Source organism: Paenibacillus sp. ACRRX (assembly GCF_022346885.1).
Taxonomy (GTDB): Bacteria; Bacillota; Bacilli; order Paenibacillales; family Paenibacillaceae; genus Paenibacillus_B.
On the sequence record NZ_JAKRNK010000005.1, the window covers coordinates 151,977 to 169,845 of the forward strand.

The window sequence follows — 17,869 nt, forward strand, 5'->3', positions numbered from 1 at the left end:
CCAGAGCGCATGTCAGCTTGGTACCATCCCCGAGACAGCGCTAATCTAATTGATAACGCATCTTTACTGTAATCCACATCCGCTTAGCTGGTTCCGTTAAGAACGCTCTACTCATAGCTTAACCTGCATAGACTCTTATTCGTATAGCCCATCTTATTCGCATAGGCCATCCTGCCTTAGCTCTTGCACGCAATTCTGCAGCGCTTGCTGCCAGTGGCGCAGCGGCTGGAATCCGTTCAACCGCAGCGCCCTCCCGTCCATTACGGAGTAGGACGGTCTACGGGCAGGCCTTGGAAATTGTGAGGTTGGCACAGGCCGCACTGGCACCTGCATCCCCGTCTCCTTCATAATGGCGCTCGCAAAGTCGTACCAAGAGCAGGGACCCGCGTTTGTTACATGATAAGTACCATACAAATCCGATTGAAGCAGATTCACAATCGTCTCCGCGAGATCAACCGTATATGTTGGGCAACCAAACTGATCGTGAACGACCTGCAGCTCAGACTGCTCGCGAGCCAGCCTCATCATCGATTTCACGAAATTATGCCCGTGTCTACCAAATACCCAAGAGGTACGTACGACAAAAGCGCGCTGATGAAGCTGCTTAATAAACTGCTCTCCCTGCCATTTGGATGCCCCGTATACATTGATTGGACGCGGGCGGGCAAATTCGTCGTACGGTTTCAAGGACCGCCCGTCGAAGACATAATCTGTGCTGACATACATCAGCTTGGAGCCGACTGCTTGTGCGGCAGCAGCTATATTCCGTGTTCCATAGGCGTTAATCCGGAAAGCCGTATCTGACTCGCTTTCTGCCTCATCCACCTTCGTGTAGGCTGCTGCATGGATGACCGCTCCTGGCTGTTCATGGCGCATCCATTGCATAACAGCTACCACATCGGTGACATCCAGTTGCTTCCTGCCACATGCCACGTAAGGAATGCCGCGTTGATCCAATGCGGCTTGTATATCCCTGCCAAGCTGCCCATCTGCGCCAGTAATGAGAATCGGTTGTATTTTCCGTATCATCAGTCGCCCTCCCTTTTAGTCACCCGGTAGTTCTGCATCTACGAGTAAGGGCAGCCGCTCATCTTTGTCCGAAAGGATAGGTGAGGACGAAGGCCATGGAATATTCAACGTCGAGTCGTTCCAGCGTATTCCTCGATCAAGTTCGGGTGAATAATAATTGTCTACTTTATACAATACCTCGGCATACGGGGTTAGCGTACAGAAGCCATGAGCAAAGCCTGCCGGTATAAGCAATTGGAGTTTGTTCTCAGCACTCAGCTTTACGCCGGTCCACTGCCCGAATTGAGATGAATGGGGCCGGATATCCACCGCCACATCCCATATTTCGCCCACCAGTACACGTACCAGCTTAGTCTGCGCTTTAGGGGCCAACTGGTAGTGCAGTCCCCTGAGCGTACCTTGAACAACAGATAACGAATGGTTATCCTGAACAAATGTAATGTCGATGCCTAAATCATGCAATCTGCTGCTATGATAGCTTTCCATAAAGAAGCCTCTGTCATCTACATGAACGGTCGGTTCCAGAATCCAGACGTCATTCAGCGTCGTATGCGTCACCTTCATCACTTTGCCCCCTGCTCATCCCGATGTAGGTCCTGCTTAAGTATGAGACAACAATAAAAGGGGCATTCATCCTGCCCCTTTATGCGCTTGCTGAATTAAGGGTAGAAAGGTGTTTGAATAATTACAGGTGTATTTCCCTCACTAATAATCAAGCTGCCGCTTAACATCGGAGAAGCCGATACAATGGAGTTGTTGATCCAATACAGTTGTGTGCTCGCATTATCCAAAGGTCCAATACTTCTCAGGAGCATACCTGTATACATTTTGGATGGAGTGCGGTTATCCTCGATCGAGTTATCCTGAATGATTACATTTCGGAACAAACGATTTTCAAGCAGTGCAATACCTGCGCTGTTGCCATCCTTGCCGCTATACAAGGAACCCGCATTAACGACCGTGTTTTTCTCCACGGTTACGTCTGTTAATACGCCATGCACATCCCAGGTGATACCGTTGCTGTACGAATTACGAATCATATTGCCCCGAATCAGCATATCCGTGATGTTGGCTGTTGTGCTGAACAACGTGAGATCAATACCCGCTGCGTTCGGGGATAAGGTCATATAACCTCCACCCGGATTTTCGAAGTCAATAAAGTTATTCAGAATGGAAAGGTTGGTCCAGGAGTAATTTCCTTTGTTGTAAAATTGAATCCCTGCTGCTGCCGCATTTGTCGGTAAAAACCCACCGCCCCGTGCATTTACCAAAATGTTGTTGTTCTTAATGGTTAACGTGCCTACATGGTCAATTGAAGCCCATAGACTCATACCAAATACGGCTTTCTGAATCCGGTTGCCTGCAATTAAATTGTCCTTATTTTCATACGCAGGATTGTCAGTAGGACCGTAAATGATACCCGTCCGGTATTTGCTGATCGTATTGTTCAGCACGCTCTTGGTCGAACCGTGAATCTCAATGGCAGTGTTCGCTCCAGGACCGCCCGCTTCGATGAAATTACCTGACACAAGGACGTTATTTCCTACTAAATACATACACGAAGTGTCATAGAAGAACGTCGCTCCAGATCCCATGTTCAAAAATTTATTGCCCGTAATCGTCATATCTGCCACTACGTTCGCCATAATCGAGTGGATCGCTAGGCTGTTCTTCACCGTAATATTGGCGATCTTAACGCCGCTTCCGGTATACATCATAATCTCGCGGCGTGCGTTATAAGAATCGGTCGGTTTAGAGGAAATCGGATTGTTTATTGAATTGGAATCAATCGTAAAATCAGTAATCGACAGGTTTTTGACTGGCAGTTTAAATTCGAATACGTTGTTGTATACCCCTATTTTATTTGCGATTTTAAGCGTACCAGTGCCGGCAAGCGATACCTTTTGCGGCATTTGGATAAAGGTCTGGCCCGGTATAGTCATCGTCCCTAATATATATGTGCGTCCCGCGGAAAAATGAACGGCAGCATTGGTCGTTAATTGAGAAGCATAATTAACAGCAGCCTGAATATATGGGCGGTCATCCTGAACCGAATTGCCAAGCGCTCCAAACCATTCGGGATATACGGTTTTAATAGCAGCAGTCCCTGCTACGTTCCCTTGACCACCGAATATTTTATACAGCCCCGCAACAATTTTTCCGTTAATATATAAATTTTTCCCTGAAGCGACTTGTATTTTAGCATTCTCGCCAAATGCAAGCGTAAGGTTGGAGTTAAAAATCAAGTTGTCGTTTAACACATAGGTTCCGGTTGGAAAATAGATCGTGCCTGTCAATAGATTGCTTGCCTTGATAAGTGCTTTTGTATCATCCTTGATGCCATTTCCGACGGCGCCAAACGCTTTGATACTAATTCCTTGCGGCTTAGGCGCATCTAATGCAGATGCTTTCATCGGAGGGAAGTCGTTCACTTGCAGCATGAAGACGCTTAACATCACACAGACAATTAGCAGCCACCTTCCCAGATACGGAATCTTCGTCCTCTCTTTTCGCAATGCTCTCACCTTCTTTCAAAGTATGATCCCCCCTATCGATAAATTGAGCAAGTAGGAGCAATCGTAACATATACTATGATTTCCCACGTAAAGTTGCTTAGTCTGACAACTAATATTTCGTATTTTTATACAACGACAACAAGCCGTTACATAAACGCAGCGGCTTGTTCGACTAGTTTACCTATTGAATTCATCACTTCGGGATTGCGGTAAATGGGAAAATACTTTTCTTGCAGCAGTCCTATCCCTAGGCACTGAATCGATAAATTATATAACTCCTCATTTCGAATCCGCTTACCTACGTAGAAATCAGCTGCCTGATGCTCATTAAAGCTTCGTTTGAACCGATATAAATTATCATTCCCTGAGTACCCGCCCCCAAGGTGCAATACTTTGCAGCCAATTGACTTGGCCCACATCGCGGCTTTATGAATAAGCAGATTTACAGGCGCGCATTTCAAATGCTCGTTGTCCGATCCCATCAAATGATAATGCGCATAATCACCATAATGCATAAACAAACATGACGTAATGACCTGATCATTGCGAATAACTTGCAGTAGTTTAATATTTTCCCGCAAATAACCGACGGTATTCTCAAAGAAATCTTTTTTAAAATAATAATAGGAATTGGCTTGTTTCTTGCACATCGTCGAATAGTATAGCCTTAACAAATCATCGAGTTCGGATAAAGGAGTGAGTTTCACCACCAGCCCTTCACGTTCTGCCCGCCGAATGCGATTGCGGTTATCGCGTGAGTATTGGCGCATAATACTTTGTTCGTCCATCGTCAAATCTATGAATATCGTATTGCGCACGTACTCTGGATTGCAATCCTGATAGTACTGAGCGTTGTTCAACAGCGGATGAAAACGTACAAACTCCGTTACTATACGCTCTGTCTTGCAATACTCATCAAACTCCTGCTCAAAGCGACGAAACATCGCTTCACGTTTTGCAGGGTCATCCACATTGCTTATGGGCCCACCGTATCCGTATGGGGTCGTAATATCATACACAGGCTCTCCATTATGTAATTCCGTGAAACCAGGCTGCCGAGATGCATCTCTTAAAAGGAAGGGGTAGCAAATATAGCCATCCCCTTCACGATATACGAACAACTGCGCTTTTCCTTCGCGGTTCTCTTCGTAAATGCGGCAATAATCAGCAGTAAAGTAAATATCTGCTTCTGGTATCGCACGGATCAATTCATTCCATTCCTTATCCTGTTCCAAGTTATATACAACGACTGCTTCCATGAAGCTCCACCCTCCACATAATGCTGCCTGACTCGGCATGCCATCAAGCAATGCTCTTATCCCTGTATTGATACATAGATCTTGCCCGAGCCGGAACGGATGTACGCCGGCTCATGCCCTGGAAATTGGAACGCTCGCGCCACATTCCAGATCTGGTCCGACCGCGTACCCAGCTTAATTTCTTTGCAAGCTTTGACATCCTCAACCTTATAAGTCTGAGGTGTGATACCCATCTCGGCCGCCATAATGTCCTGAGGTGTGGACACCGCCTTACCTGCAGCAATCTGAGGGAGGTACTGCTTCATTAATTCCAAGCCGATCCGGTTGCAACTCTCAAATAAATCGTAAACTGTATGCTGTGGCTCAATAGGAAATCTCTTTACATCAATGATATCTCCCGCATCAACTCGTTCATTCATCCAATGCAAGCTTGTGCCATATTCTTTACGCCCTTCCATAATAGCTGCGGCATCACACATAGACCCCCTCATCTCAGGGAGTGGTGCACCGTGCAAATTGATGACACCAAGCTTGAATCGATTCAGATGTGATCGCCTTAGCACCTTATGGAAGCGCACACTTACGCCAATGTCAGCCTGCACATGCTGCAGATCGTCCATATCAAGTATAGGGATTCCTCTTTCCTCTGCCACTTCCAACATGTTGCGATCCTGTATCGTCTTCCTCCAAGCCGACATCGGTTCGCGGGAACATACGACACCTGCAATCCGGAAGTCAGGACGTGTCAGCAGCCATTCGAGGCACTCAATAGCGATGCCCATACTACCCAATAAGATTAGATTCATCATCCTTCCCCTCCTTCTAGGCTTCTTGCAGGTTCCCTCCGCCTCCTTCTATCCACCGTCAACTACATCAACATCTGCCGTTCTTTATCTAGATCCATCACAGCCTGACTCGGATAAATAGCCACATCCTTACGTGCAAAAACATGAATGACAGTCAGCCATAAGATACGGATATCAACAAGGAAGCTCCAATGTTCGACGTAATGAGCATCCAATTCAAATCGCTCTTCCCACGAGAGCATATTCCTACCTGAAATTTGGGCAAGGCCTGTTATTCCGGGCCTCACTTTAAAGCGAGTTAATTCTTTAGATGTATAATAGGGATTATATCTGACAAGCAGAGGACGAGGCCCGACCAGACTCATATCACCTTTCAGCACATTAATAAGCTGCGGCAGCTCATCCAGACTAAGGCGGCGCAGGAAGATTCCTGCCTTTGTGAGCCGACTCTCATCAGGAAGAAGATCCCCGTTTGAGTCTCTGGCATCCGTCATCGTACGAAATTTGTATAAATGGAATGACTTCATCTCTTTGCCAGGACGTTCTTGGAGAAACCAGATTGGGTTTCCAATTCGAATCCGTACAAATAAGGCCGTTAACAGCATAATTGGACTTAACAACAACAGTAAGATCGATGCTACCGTGATATCAAAGCACCTTTTCATCTCTATTACCCCACATTACCCATATATTTGCACAGAATATGTTTCATTTGTTCAATTGCCGAGTGTACTGTAACATCCTCTGCTTTCACTTGCTCCATTCGTTGGACAAATAACGCCAACTCGTTGGTTATGGCTGTATATCGCCCGTCATGACAAGCTTGCGCATGCTCTCCAAGTTCTACCGATTGGCCAGCTTCCAACCGCTTGGCATCGCAAACGCTAGACGTTGTCTCTGTCCTCATCTACCTCGCCAGTGCATATAACATCGACTGTATGCCCTCGATTACTCGTTCTTGCTGGCTCTCCGTCAAGTTAGAACCTGAAGGTAAACATATGCCATGTCTAAAGAGTCGATCGCTGACACTTGTACCTTCCTCATGCTCATAATAGTCCGTGCCTTTGAACAACGGCTGCAAATGCATCGGCTTCCATACCGGCCGGCATTCGATATTTAGCTGTGCCATATGATCCACCACTTCATGGGCGGTTATTCCATACACGTCTGGTTCCAAGGTCAAGGCTGTCAACCATCTCGTAGACATGCCGAATGCTGCTTCTGGCATCATAACGATACCTTCCATAGGCGATAAATGCGCTTCATACCGAGCAAATATTTGCCTTCTTGCCTCCACTTTCTGCGATAGTACAGCCAGTTGTCCTACTCCAATTGCCGCCAGCACATTGCTAAGTCGATAATTGTATCCCATGACAGAATGCTCATAATGTCTTGCAGCATCTCGTGCTTGGGTCGCCCAATAACGCGCTTTCTCCAATGCCGGCAGATCATTTGATAGTAACGCTCCGCCACCCGAAGTCGTAATAATTTTGTTTCCATTAAAAGAGTAGATACCGAACTTGCCTATCGCGCCGCTCATCGTATGTTTGTATGTTGCGCCGAGCGATTCAGCGGCATCCTCAACAATGGGTACGCCATATCGCTCGCAGACGGCAACGATCGGGTCCATATCCGCATTTTGCCCGTACAAGTGAACGACAACCACAGCTCGTGGCAGCTTTCCTCTCCGTGCGGCATCTTCGAATGCACGTTCCAATGCTTGAGGCGACATGTTCCAAGTATCAGGCTCCGAGTCAATAAATACCGGTTCAGCCCCGACATACAAGATCGGATTTGCACTCGCTACAAACGTCAGAGTCGAGCAAAATACTCGATCTCCTGGACCGATGTCGAGCAGCCGCAAAGCAAGATGAATAGCAGCGGTGCCGGAGCTTAAAGCTACTGCACCCGCACAGCCTGCCTTGCTGGCTAATTCACGTTCAAATTGGTCCACCATAGGCCCAAGCGGTGCAATCCAGTTGCTGTCGAATACAGAGGCCACATACAGCTGTTCCTCCCCGCCCATATGCGGCGGGGATAAATAAATTCGTTCTTGATTCATCACTTGCACCTACCTACTGTTATGAATGATGTTATGATACTTGATTGGCTTGGCAGGAACACCAACAGCCGTACAGAAAGGTGGCAGAGAACGTGTGACGACTGCGCCTGCGCCAACGATTGTGTTCTCGCCTATCGTGTTCATCGGAATCACTACAGCATTGGAGCCGATATCACATCCGCTTTCTAACAATACATGACCTGAGATCCGTGCACCTGGCAGTATCGTTACACAAGTCCTTAACGTAGAGTCATGCCCGATCGAGGCACCATAGTTGATAATGACGTGTTTATCCAGCTTCACGTTTGTCGATACAATCGTATGCGCGCATACGATTGCTCCTTCGCTAATATCCGCATCCTCTGCTATAACGGAGGTTGGATGAATAATCGTGGCATAGCGGGGAGCCAATCCTGTTCGTTCAATGCGATCAAGCGTGCTTCTCCGTACGAGAGAACTGCCGATGGCGCATACGACATAGACATCGCGAATGGCCTCTTTGGTTAACCATTTCAGCGAGCCCACTACCGGAATATCGTTTAGCTTCATCCCGTGTATGTCCTCGTTATCGTCGACATAACCGATCAGCTTCCAGGTATCCTGGATACGATTAATATCCCGGACGCACTGCGCGACTTCCCTGCCTTGGCCGCCGGCACCTATAATGATTAATGGGTTCATATTTCATTGTTCCTTCTTATTTCAGTATCGTCTACATCGTCACCTGGACTTTCTCTTGAGCAAAGGATGGAATAAGCTCGCGCCCGATAGAGTCATAATAGAAACCTGACTTATGCATGTCTTCCAAAGGCCAGCAATTGCGACCGTCGATAAGGATGGGAGCTGCCATTGCGCTCCTGATCATCTGCCAATCTGCCTTGACAATCGTCTCCCACTCCGTCAACACGATACACGCGTCGCACTGCTCCACTGCTTCGTATACCGATTCACAATAGGTAACGGAATCACCAAGGTGCTTGCGTGCTTCTTCAGCTGCAATCGGATCATACACCCTGACGTTTGCCCCAAGTCGAGTCATGATCGGAACGACCGTTAAAGAAGGAGCATCACGCATATCGTCTGTATTGGGCTTAAACGATAGTCCTAACACGGCGATTCGCTTCCCCTTAACATCACCTAAAGCCTTGTTCAGCTTCTCGATGACCAGCAGTCGCTGCCGTTCATTCGTTTCAATCACGGCATCCAACAACAAGAAGTCGTACCCTTGCTCACGGGCCATGTACTGAAGCGCATAAGTATCTTTTGGGAAGCAGGAGCCGCCATACCCGATGCCTGCTTGCAGAAACCGATGTCCGATCCGGCCATCAAGCCCCATGCCGTGTGCAACCTCTTCCACATCCGCCCCCAAGCGCTCGCACAGGTTGGCTATCGCGTTAATAAACGATATTTTAGTCGCTAGAAACGTGTTTGAAGCATATTTAATCATCTCCGCGCTCTCCAGCGTTGTCTTCACCATCACAGAGCCAAAGGGTTCATATATTTCAGCCACAGCATCAGCCGCTGACGGCTGTGTTGCGCCAATGACTACACGCTCCATGTTTAAAGAGTCATAGACCGCCGAACCCTCACGAAGAAACTCCGGATTGGATACGACATCAAAGCGCGCATGAGGAGCTTCTTCCCGAATCCACTGCTCCAGCTTCCGCCCCGTACCTACGGGTACCGTACTTTTGGTGACTACAATTTTATATGCATTGATCGCTTTGCCAATCATGCGGGCGGCACTCTGAATATAAGTCATATCCGCTTCACCGGATTCCGACATAGGTGTTCCAACTGCAATAAAGATAAATTCAGATTGCTGCACGGCTTCTTCAATATTTGTCGTAAAGTGAAGTCTGCCCTGTCGCATATTTTCGCTTACAAGCACATCTAATCCCGGCTCATATATAGTAATATCAGCCTGACGAAGGCGCTCAATCTTGCCATGGTCCACATCGCAGCAAGTGACGTCATGCCCGGCATGTGCAAAGCTGGTTCCCGAGACAAGTCCAACATACCCGGTGCCAATAACTGCAATTTTGCGTTCACTCATCTGCTTGTTCCTCCTGCTGCGGCTGAAGGAACCTGAACCTCTTGAACCTCTGTCGGAATAAAGGAAGAAACGGTAATACGCTCAAGCGTATCGCCCAGATAAGCAATCATCGCGTCTCTAAGCTCATCCCGCTGCAGCGAGAAATCGATCGTCGCCTTCAAGAAGCCCAATTTGTCCCCGACGTCATAACGAATTCCTGCAAATTGGTAAGCAAGCACAGCTTGATGTTCATTGAGACGGCGTATTGCATCCGTTAGTTGAATTTCACCACCAGCTCCTGGAGCCTGTGTTTCCAATGCTTCAAATATTTCCGGTCTCAGCACATATCTGCCCATAATAGCAAAGTTCGAATCTACCTGCCCTGGCTGCGGCTTCTCGATGAGAGATCGCGTATTAAGCACGTTTCCTTCGCCAGGGTTGTCATAAGGTTCAATAATGCCGTACTTGTTAACGTCCGCATCAGGCACCCACTGTACACCGACAACCGAACTGTGATAACGATCGTATACGTCGATTAATTGTTTCGTACATGGAACTTGCGACTGCACAATATCATCACCAAGCAGCACTGCAAATGGCTCATTGCCGATAAACGAGCGTGCGCATAAGATAGCATGGCCGAGCCCCTTTGGTTCCTGCTGACGAATATAGTGAATGTTCGCCAAATTCGAGATGCCGCGTATTTCCGCTAATGCTTCATACTTCCCAGCAGCAGCCAAGCTTTCTTCCAATTCGAACGATTTATCGAAATGATCCTCAATTGCACGTTTGCCGCGTCCACTTATAATTAAAATATCTTCAATGCCGGAGGCTATCGCTTCCTCGACAATATATTGAATGGCCGGTTTATCCACGATGGGGAGCATTTCCTTAGGCTGAGCCTTGGTGGCTGGCAAGAAGCGTGTGCCTAGACCTGCAGCCGGTATTATCGCTTTGCGTATCGTCATTTTAACGCCTCCGTCTGTAATTCTACGTGTAGTGCTCTCTAACTATCGTCCTGTGAGGACATCACATCTCATTGCCAAGCCCTGTTGTCACTCTGTCACCTGTGCTGTCATCGTTTCCTTCGCATATGCATACGCCGCAGTCAATCCGCTGTTCAGATCAATACTCGGCTCCCAGCCAAGGCGTTCTCTCGCCTGGGTATTGCTTAAATAGCTGTGCTCGATGTCACCTGGACGCTGCTGGCCGAACACGGGAGCAGCTGCCCCTGTTATGTTCTGAAGGTATCCGTACAAGTCGGACACACTCGTCGGCTGACAAGTGCTGATGTTCACCGTATGGTTTCCACCTGCTTCAAGCGCAAGCAGATTGGCACGCGCTACATCTTTGACATGAACAAAGTCGCGTGTTTGTGTGCCGTCTCCATAAATAACGGACGACCGATTGCTCAACATATTGTCAACGAAGATAGAGACCACTCCACCTTCGCCCTTCGGAATTTGACGCTCCCCATAGACGTTGGCATACCGCAGTATCGTATAGCTTAAGCTAGGGCACTGCTCGTGCTTTAAGCGGATATAGTGTTCAGGTGTATATTTGGACACACCGTATGCAGACATCGGCAGGATGGGGTGCTGCTCGTCTACGGCCAAATAATGCGGATTGCCGTATACAGCGGCTGAGGATGAATAGACTATTTTGCTGACTCCGTACTTTGCACAGCAATCAAGGACTTGGAGTGAGCCCAAGATGTTGACATCCGCGTCAAATCTCATATCTTGCTGTGAGCGCTGGACATCGATTTGGGCAGCAAGATGAATGACTGCCTCCGGCTGTTCTCGCTCGAATACCGTCATTAACTGCGGCGAGGTGATTGACATTGAATATCTGACCGCTGAATCTGGCGTATGGCGCCAGTCCCCTGAACTGCCGTCATCCACAATAGCAACCTGATGGCGTGCTGCGATCAGTTGATCAACAACATGCGAGCCAATAAATCCTGCTCCCCCTGTAACGACAACTTTCATAGGGTTTCCTCCCGTTGTTTTGGCTTGTTGTAAGCTTCACCACTTACAGCAGTCGAAGTATTAGAAGCACCAGACCTTAAATACAAGCGCTCGTACACTTGCCCAAAAGCTTGAATCACATCATAGGGGTGAAAGTCGCGGACAACACGACGTTTGCCGTTGTCTCCAAGCTTCTTCCCTTCTTCCCTATGCAGAGCAATATATTTCATCTGTGCGCATAAGCCAGACGCATCTCCAGCTTCAATCATGAGTCCGGTTTGACCATCAATAACGGTATCCATCAATCCGGTAGACCGCGCGACGATCACAGGCTTGCCTGCGGCAGACGCTTCCAGCACTACATTGCCAAGCCCTTCCCGATAGGAAGGCAGTACCAGACAATCCAATGCTGCATAATAGAGGGGCAATTCATGTTGATAGCCAGCCTCGATAATATGTGAATCTGCCTCAATCGTTTGCTTTGTCAGTTCCGTGATCGGGTCTGCTTGTTCTCTCGCACCGACAAGCAGAAGTCGAACATTCGGCAGTTGAGCCTTAGCCAGTTGGAACGCTTCGACGAGTGTGTCCACACCCTTATCCCTTGTCATGCGGCCGACAAAACCAAACAATGTCGCCTCACGCGGTACGCCCAGTCGAAGTCGAAGCTCCTCGGCTTTAGCAGCTAAATCAGGTGTTACCTCATAACGTTCAGCCATGATGCCTTTGCAGCTGCCGTTGTGAGGGACAGTTACCTTTCTTGCAGCACATATACGAAGCGATGCCAATTTACGCCTAAGGCTGTCGCTTACCGCTATAACTTCATGCGCATTAGCAGCGGCAATACGCTCGGTCCAAGTTAGCAAGCGTCTCTTCCAACCGGACAATGTCTCAAGCCGCAGCCCGTGACACGTATACACCCTCGTCGGCACACCGCATATACGCGCCGCGAGGCCAACGATAAGCCCAGCCTTTGGCGTACCTGCGTTGACGATGTCCGGCTTGATGTCACGAATGAGCTTAATCGCCTTCCATAAGCTTTTTATATCCTCCAGCGGAGACATCTCCCTATTCATCCGGAGCTCCCTAAATGCAGCGCCTTCCAACGCTTCATCAGCAGGTCGACTGCTGCATACAACGGTCACCTCATACTGGCGGTCACGAAGATATTGAATCTGCTGCTCAAAAAAAGAGACGCTCTCCTGCACGGTAACAGCCAGCAGGATACGTCTCTTTTGTGTATATTCAGCTTCTTGTGCTCGTTTACTTGCCGGCATAGCCCATCACCTCTGCGACCGACACGGATGACTGCTCCGTTCCCCTCTCCCTTGCTTCCCGGTAAGGTATATACCATTCACAGAACTTTCTTAGCCCTTCTTCAATTGAAGTCACAGGTCTATAGTCGATATCCCGTTGAAGCGCGTCAATATCGGCGTAGGTAACTTCTACATCTCCAGGCTGCATTTCTTTCATTCGAATATTAGCTTGGACACCTAGATTCTGTTCAAGCAAACGAATAAACGTCATCAGCTTCACCGGCTGGTTATTGCCAATGTTGTATACGCGATACGGGGGTTCTTCGCCATCACGAACCGGCGCTTTGGGAACTAGTCGCATAATTCCCTCTACAATGTCATCGATATAAGTGAAGTCTCTCATCATCTCACCGTTGTTAAATACATCAATCGGCTGCCCAGACATCATCCGCTCAGCAAATGAAAAATAAGCCATATCCGGTCTTCCACATGGTCCGTATACTGTAAAGAATCGAAGTCCTGTTGTCGGCAGATCGTATAAATGACTATAGGTATAGGCCATCAGCTCATTTGACTTTTTAGTTGCCGCATATAAGCTTACGGGCCGATCCACTCTGTCCTCAACCGAAAATGGCACCTTCTTGTTCGCCCCGTACACCGAGCTTGAGGAAGCGTACAGCAAATGCTTCACCTCATGTGTTCTGCATGCTTCCAACATATTAACAGTCGCTACAACGTTGGACTGGATGTATGCATGAGGGTTAATGAGACTGTAACGAACACCCGCTTGCGCTGCTAAATGAATAACAACATCCGGCTTCGTATTTTCCATTAGCGCCATAATCTCGGATGCATTTTCCAACTGCATGCGATGAAATGAAAATGAAGGGTATTTACTTACAAGTTCGGCAAGTCGCATTTCCTTCAATTGAACATCATAATAATCATTTATACAGTCAATTCCCGTAACCTGATGGCCTTCACGCAAACATCTGTCCGCGGTGTAAGAACCAATGAACCCTGCAGCTCCTGTTATCCAAATCTTCATCCTTCCACCAACTTTGCAACGGATATACGCGATTGTTGACGAACATCTTGAGCAAACGATTCCCAAAATGCAGTACGTCGCGCGTTTAATACCTCATTCGAATATTGTCCGGCTTCCTCATAATTCTTCACGGCAGCCTCCTGCATGAGCTCTGGACTTGCGGCCAACAAACGGATCTTATCGGCGAGCTCTGCCCAGTTTCCTTTAGGCGTAATCCACTGTTCCGGCAGCAATTCGGGTATCCCCCCTGCTGTCGAGCCTATGCTTGGCAGCGCTCTGCTCATCGCTTCAATCAATGCTCGTGGCAGGCCTTCCTGAAAGCTTGGCTGCATGTACATATCGAGCTTATCCAGCCACTTCTGTACTTCTGTCCCGCTCGGAACCGGGTCATGGAACACTATACGATCTGACACGCCTAGCTGATCTGCATAGCGACGCCACCTCGATTGATCTCCTTCGCCCAATACGTGAAAAGATACATTTAAGTCTTTTAATTGCGCAATAGCTTGAATAGCTATATCTACACCCTTGTACTTGGAAGCAAGCGATCCAACCAGGCCAATACGCAGTTCAGCCGCTTCCCCCGATACCGTATACCGTTGCTTTATTCGCTCCAGTCGATCACGAAGCACCTCTCTCGGTGCGGAACCGACTTCTACGTTGGAGCAATGAATCGTACGACCTTTTGTAGGATAATGTCCTTGTAAAAACGACCGTGTCACATATAGTGCATAAGAAGCTTGTTTGACCAACCGTTTCGTACGCAGCGTCATGATAGGGGCATATACTTTGCCCTGCCAAGTTCCATAGTTCCACAGCGCATCCCAGGCATGACCAACTACCTCTACTGCCCATGGTTTGCCCATCCGTTTCGCAACACGAATCGCTTCTGCTCCAATCTCACTTGGCAAGCGTGCGATCAGTGCATCCGCCCCCTCAAGCTGCTTTCGAATAATAGCTTGAGCTTGCTTGCGGTTCGTTAATTGAGCGATTGGATTGCTCAAATTGGGTACAGCCTGGAATGTTATGTTGGGACCGCTCGACAACTTGCGGTTGACAGGCTCTTGTTCTGGTCCCAGCTCAATGATACGAGTAACTACCGTTAATTCTGAACAAGCCTGCAAATAGCGCTTCCATACGTTGTAATCAAAGTAGTTATGGTAAACCTCATTTGAGCCATGTGTCTGTTCCACTTGTACATCATAAGCAAATACAAATTTCATCCTGTCGCGCCTCTCCTCTCTTGTTCACGGTGCTGGATTCCATGGCCGTCACTCGCCAACAACTCATCGATTAATGCTTCATATTGGCCTGACGCATGTTCCGCAGTGAACCTCAGATCCGGCTCTAGACTTGTGGCAGCTGCGTCTATGCGCAAAGCCTGCAATTGCTGCCGGATTGCCTGTGTCATGGCCTCCACATCACCGCATGGTACGGTTACAGCACCCTTGACACCAGCGAGTACTTCCGTAGTTCCTGTTGCTGTTAAAGTAGCGACTACTGGCGTACCACAAGCGATCGCTTCAATTAATGCGGTTGGCAGACCTTCCACGTCAGAACTTTGTACATAGAGGTCCGCACGCTTCAAATAAGGCAGCGGGTTAGCCGTGTAACCAGGAAGATCTACATATTGATCCGCTCCAAGCTCAGAACGAATGTGTTCTAGCCGCGTTCTGTCAGCTCCTTCACCGATCAGAATGACACGGATAGGCAGTCCAGATCGTCGCAGGCGGGCCGCCGCTTCGATGACTAAGTCATAGCGCTTCTCAGAAGACAGCCTGCCGAGACTTACAATAACCGGTGCTGCTGATCCAGATTCTACAGCAGAAGCGCTGCTTTTCTCGTCACAAAACCAAGGATGACGACACTCTTCATCTTTGCGATCATTAAATCCTTGATCGATAACCGCGTTGTAAATGACCCTAATACGGTCTTGAGGGATACGAAGCAAACGATGAATCTCATCGCCCATCGCCGCAGAGCAGCCGACAACAGCGTCTGCCCGCTTATAGCACAGGCGGCGCAGCGAATTGGTACCGGGTGGTCGCTTACGGCTGATCGCGCTATGCTCGCACACAATAACCGCGTAAGGCCGCTTGCACCAACGCTTCGCAGCAACAGCCATCACGTTGTTCTCCCACAGGTTCGCAATGACAACGTCTGGTTGAACCTTGTGCAGCGACCGGATCAGGCGCGGCAAGGCAAGTCTTAGCCTAGGTGCCCGCATCTCCGTCACCTGTACATAAGGCGGTACTTGCGCACAATATGGACCTTCGAAACGATTGACGATCAGATGAAGCTCGTACTTCTCTTTGTCCAAGCTGTTGAGGAGCATCGTCACAGCTCTTTCCGCTCCACCGCCAGCCATAGATGTGATCAAGACGGCTATACGAGGCTTGCGCATCTCCTGTTGCTTCAATTTTGTCACCTCAACTGAATGAATTTATGCTCTTTGCCGCTGTCTCTTCAGGTCGAGCTTGCTTCAACCACTTCCATGCTTTTGGCCGCATGAGCGCTGCCAGCAGCAGTATGATCAGAATAAATATAAGTTCATAAACCAGATCCGCCACAATCGCATGAAATGACATTCGTTGGAATGTCATCGTAAGCGGCAGCGCCAAATATTTAATAAAATGACCTCTCGAAGCCCAGACAAGCAATCCACCGATCATCGTAAATACAGCAATGACTGCCCATACACCGCCATTCATCCAGGCTTGTGCCAACGGGGAGAAACCTTTTCCTCCGCCTTCCGCATAAATATATGGATAAAAATACCACACATACCAATCCCCAATATTTAACGGCTTGGCATGACCTGTAATTCCCTTGTATACAGCCGAAGGCAGGACATATCCAACGGCAGTCGTGTAACTTGGGTCCGCTTCCGGGTAATCCGTCACCGACAAAATATCAGCCGTAACGATAAAGGAAGAACCCGTCTCCCCATTCGAGAACGCCCAACTCTGCTCCGGCATGCTATCCATCGGAACCCCTTCAATTAAGCTCATCCTAAAATTAGTAAATAAAGGCGACAACAACAGCAGCATAAGTCCAACTAGCATGACTTGCTTCCACTTCGTCATTCTAACGTAGCCACGATCGATCATCACACCGAGACACGGCAAGATCGTAATTAAAATAAACCCTCTGCTGCCGAGACCAAAGAAGAAAAACATGCCGAGCATAAGCGTTATGAAATAAAATAAGTGCCGCTGCTTCTTTGTTCGAATAGATAATGCCAAGGTAAGCAAGGAGCTGGTAATAATCGCCTTCCACGGAAGAGATAACCCCTCAAGCTGACGCTGTGCCTGAAAGTTGCTTAATCGATTCGATACCCCAATGACACTGAAGCCACCAAGCCTCATCTGGTCGTAAATCATCATGGCAATCCCCATTAACAGCACAATCAGCGAGGGCCAATATAAAATATCGAAAATGGAGTTTTTTTCTTGCTGCTGCAACGGTAATTCAGGAACTTTCCGCTCAACTACTGCACCAATACGTCCATTCCATTGAACATTTATCGAACTTAAACAAGTCATCAGCACAATTCCGCCGATCAGACTTATATTCGCCAGTACATACAATTGAAGAATATGAACTAACCGTTCCTCTGACAAATTGTGCAAACTGCCTATGGCATGATCCAGTGGATAAGTAATGGAATACATCGTCGTAAATAACAGAAACATTGCAATCAGACTGCTAAAAAAAGAAGCTGACTTGGTCATACGCATTGACCAATAGCCAGCAATCAAGTTCATTAACACAATAGACCAAATATAAAAGGTAATCGGGTCCTGATCCATTAACTGGAGCGCGCTGTAGATGACAACTGGCACTAACACAACGCCTGTACCTGCCAGCGTTATTCTCCCTAGGCTCATG

17 protein-coding genes are annotated in these 17,869 nt (G+C 48.0%); all 17 read right to left on the minus strand.

Going from position 1 to position 17,869, the window contains the following annotated elements; translation table 11 throughout:
- Positions 1-153: 153 nt before the first annotated feature.
- A complete protein-coding gene (gene rfbD / locus MH117_RS16320) occupies positions 154-1,029 on the minus strand; it encodes a dTDP-4-dehydrorhamnose reductase (protein ID WP_239330107.1) in 876 nt (291 codons plus the stop codon).
- 15 nt (positions 1,030-1,044) lie between these two features.
- Positions 1,045-1,593, minus strand: a complete 549-nt coding sequence (gene rfbC / locus MH117_RS16325; protein ID WP_239330109.1) for a dTDP-4-dehydrorhamnose 3,5-epimerase — start codon at positions 1,591-1,593, stop codon at positions 1,045-1,047.
- Positions 1,594-1,688: 95 nt separating this feature from the next.
- Complete coding sequence (locus MH117_RS16330) at positions 1,689-3,545, minus strand: glycoside hydrolase family 55 protein (RefSeq protein WP_239330111.1); 1,857 nt, start codon at positions 3,543-3,545, stop codon at positions 1,689-1,691.
- 146 nt (positions 3,546-3,691) lie between these two features.
- A complete protein-coding gene (locus MH117_RS16335) occupies positions 3,692-4,804 on the minus strand; it encodes a lipid II:glycine glycyltransferase FemX (RefSeq protein ID WP_239330113.1) in 1,113 nt (370 codons plus the stop codon).
- Between the two features lie 56 nt (positions 4,805-4,860).
- On the minus strand, positions 4,861-5,610 hold the full coding sequence (locus tag MH117_RS16340; protein ID WP_239330115.1) for a methionyl-tRNA formyltransferase: 750 nt from the start codon (positions 5,608-5,610) through the stop codon (positions 4,861-4,863).
- 62 nt (positions 5,611-5,672) lie between these two features.
- Positions 5,673-6,281, minus strand: a complete 609-nt coding sequence (locus tag MH117_RS16345; RefSeq protein ID WP_343224466.1) for a sugar transferase — start codon at positions 6,279-6,281, stop codon at positions 5,673-5,675.
- Entirely contained in the window at positions 6,281-6,517 is a 237-nt protein-coding gene (locus MH117_RS16350) for a hypothetical protein (RefSeq protein WP_239330119.1), read from the minus strand. The genes MH117_RS16345 and MH117_RS16350 overlap by 1 nt, the downstream gene beginning before the upstream one ends.
- A complete protein-coding gene (locus MH117_RS16355) occupies positions 6,518-7,672 on the minus strand; it encodes a DegT/DnrJ/EryC1/StrS family aminotransferase (RefSeq protein WP_239330121.1) in 1,155 nt (384 codons plus the stop codon). It abuts the gene before it with no gap.
- A gap of 9 nt (positions 7,673-7,681) precedes the next feature.
- The gene (locus MH117_RS16360) at positions 7,682-8,353 is read right to left on the minus strand and encodes an acetyltransferase (protein WP_239330124.1); all 672 of its coding nucleotides are present in this window, start codon (positions 8,351-8,353) and stop codon (positions 7,682-7,684) included.
- Positions 8,354-8,384: 31 nt separating this feature from the next.
- On the minus strand, positions 8,385-9,728 hold the full coding sequence (locus MH117_RS16365; protein ID WP_239330126.1) for a UDP-glucose dehydrogenase family protein: 1,344 nt from the start codon (positions 9,726-9,728) through the stop codon (positions 8,385-8,387).
- Entirely contained in the window at positions 9,725-10,675 is a 951-nt protein-coding gene (gene galU / locus MH117_RS16370; protein WP_239330127.1) for a UTP--glucose-1-phosphate uridylyltransferase GalU, read from the minus strand. Before galU ends, MH117_RS16365 begins: the two co-directional genes overlap by 4 nt.
- Before the next feature lie 87 nt (positions 10,676-10,762).
- Positions 10,763-11,698 (minus strand): NAD-dependent epimerase/dehydratase family protein, encoded by a 936-nt coding sequence (locus MH117_RS16375; RefSeq protein WP_239330129.1) that lies wholly within the window; start codon positions 11,696-11,698, stop codon positions 10,763-10,765.
- The gene (locus tag MH117_RS16380) at positions 11,695-12,951 is read right to left on the minus strand and encodes a glycosyltransferase family 4 protein (RefSeq protein WP_239330131.1); all 1,257 of its coding nucleotides are present in this window, start codon (positions 12,949-12,951) and stop codon (positions 11,695-11,697) included. Before MH117_RS16380 ends, MH117_RS16375 begins: the two co-directional genes overlap by 4 nt.
- Entirely contained in the window at positions 12,938-13,978 is a 1,041-nt protein-coding gene (locus MH117_RS16385; RefSeq protein WP_239330133.1) for an NAD-dependent epimerase/dehydratase family protein, read from the minus strand. Before MH117_RS16385 ends, MH117_RS16380 begins: the two co-directional genes overlap by 14 nt.
- Positions 13,975-15,201, minus strand: coding sequence for a glycosyltransferase (locus MH117_RS16390; protein WP_239330135.1), 1,227 nt, complete (start codon positions 15,199-15,201; stop codon positions 13,975-13,977). Before MH117_RS16390 ends, MH117_RS16385 begins: the two co-directional genes overlap by 4 nt.
- Positions 15,198-16,406, minus strand: a complete 1,209-nt coding sequence (locus tag MH117_RS16395) for a glycosyltransferase (protein ID WP_239330137.1) — start codon at positions 16,404-16,406, stop codon at positions 15,198-15,200. Before MH117_RS16395 ends, MH117_RS16390 begins: the two co-directional genes overlap by 4 nt.
- 1 nt (position 16,407) lies before the next feature.
- Positions 16,408-17,868, minus strand: coding sequence for an O-antigen polysaccharide polymerase Wzy (gene wzy / locus MH117_RS16400; protein ID WP_239330139.1), 1,461 nt, complete (start codon positions 17,866-17,868; stop codon positions 16,408-16,410).
- Between the last annotated feature and the right edge of the window lies 1 nt (position 17,869).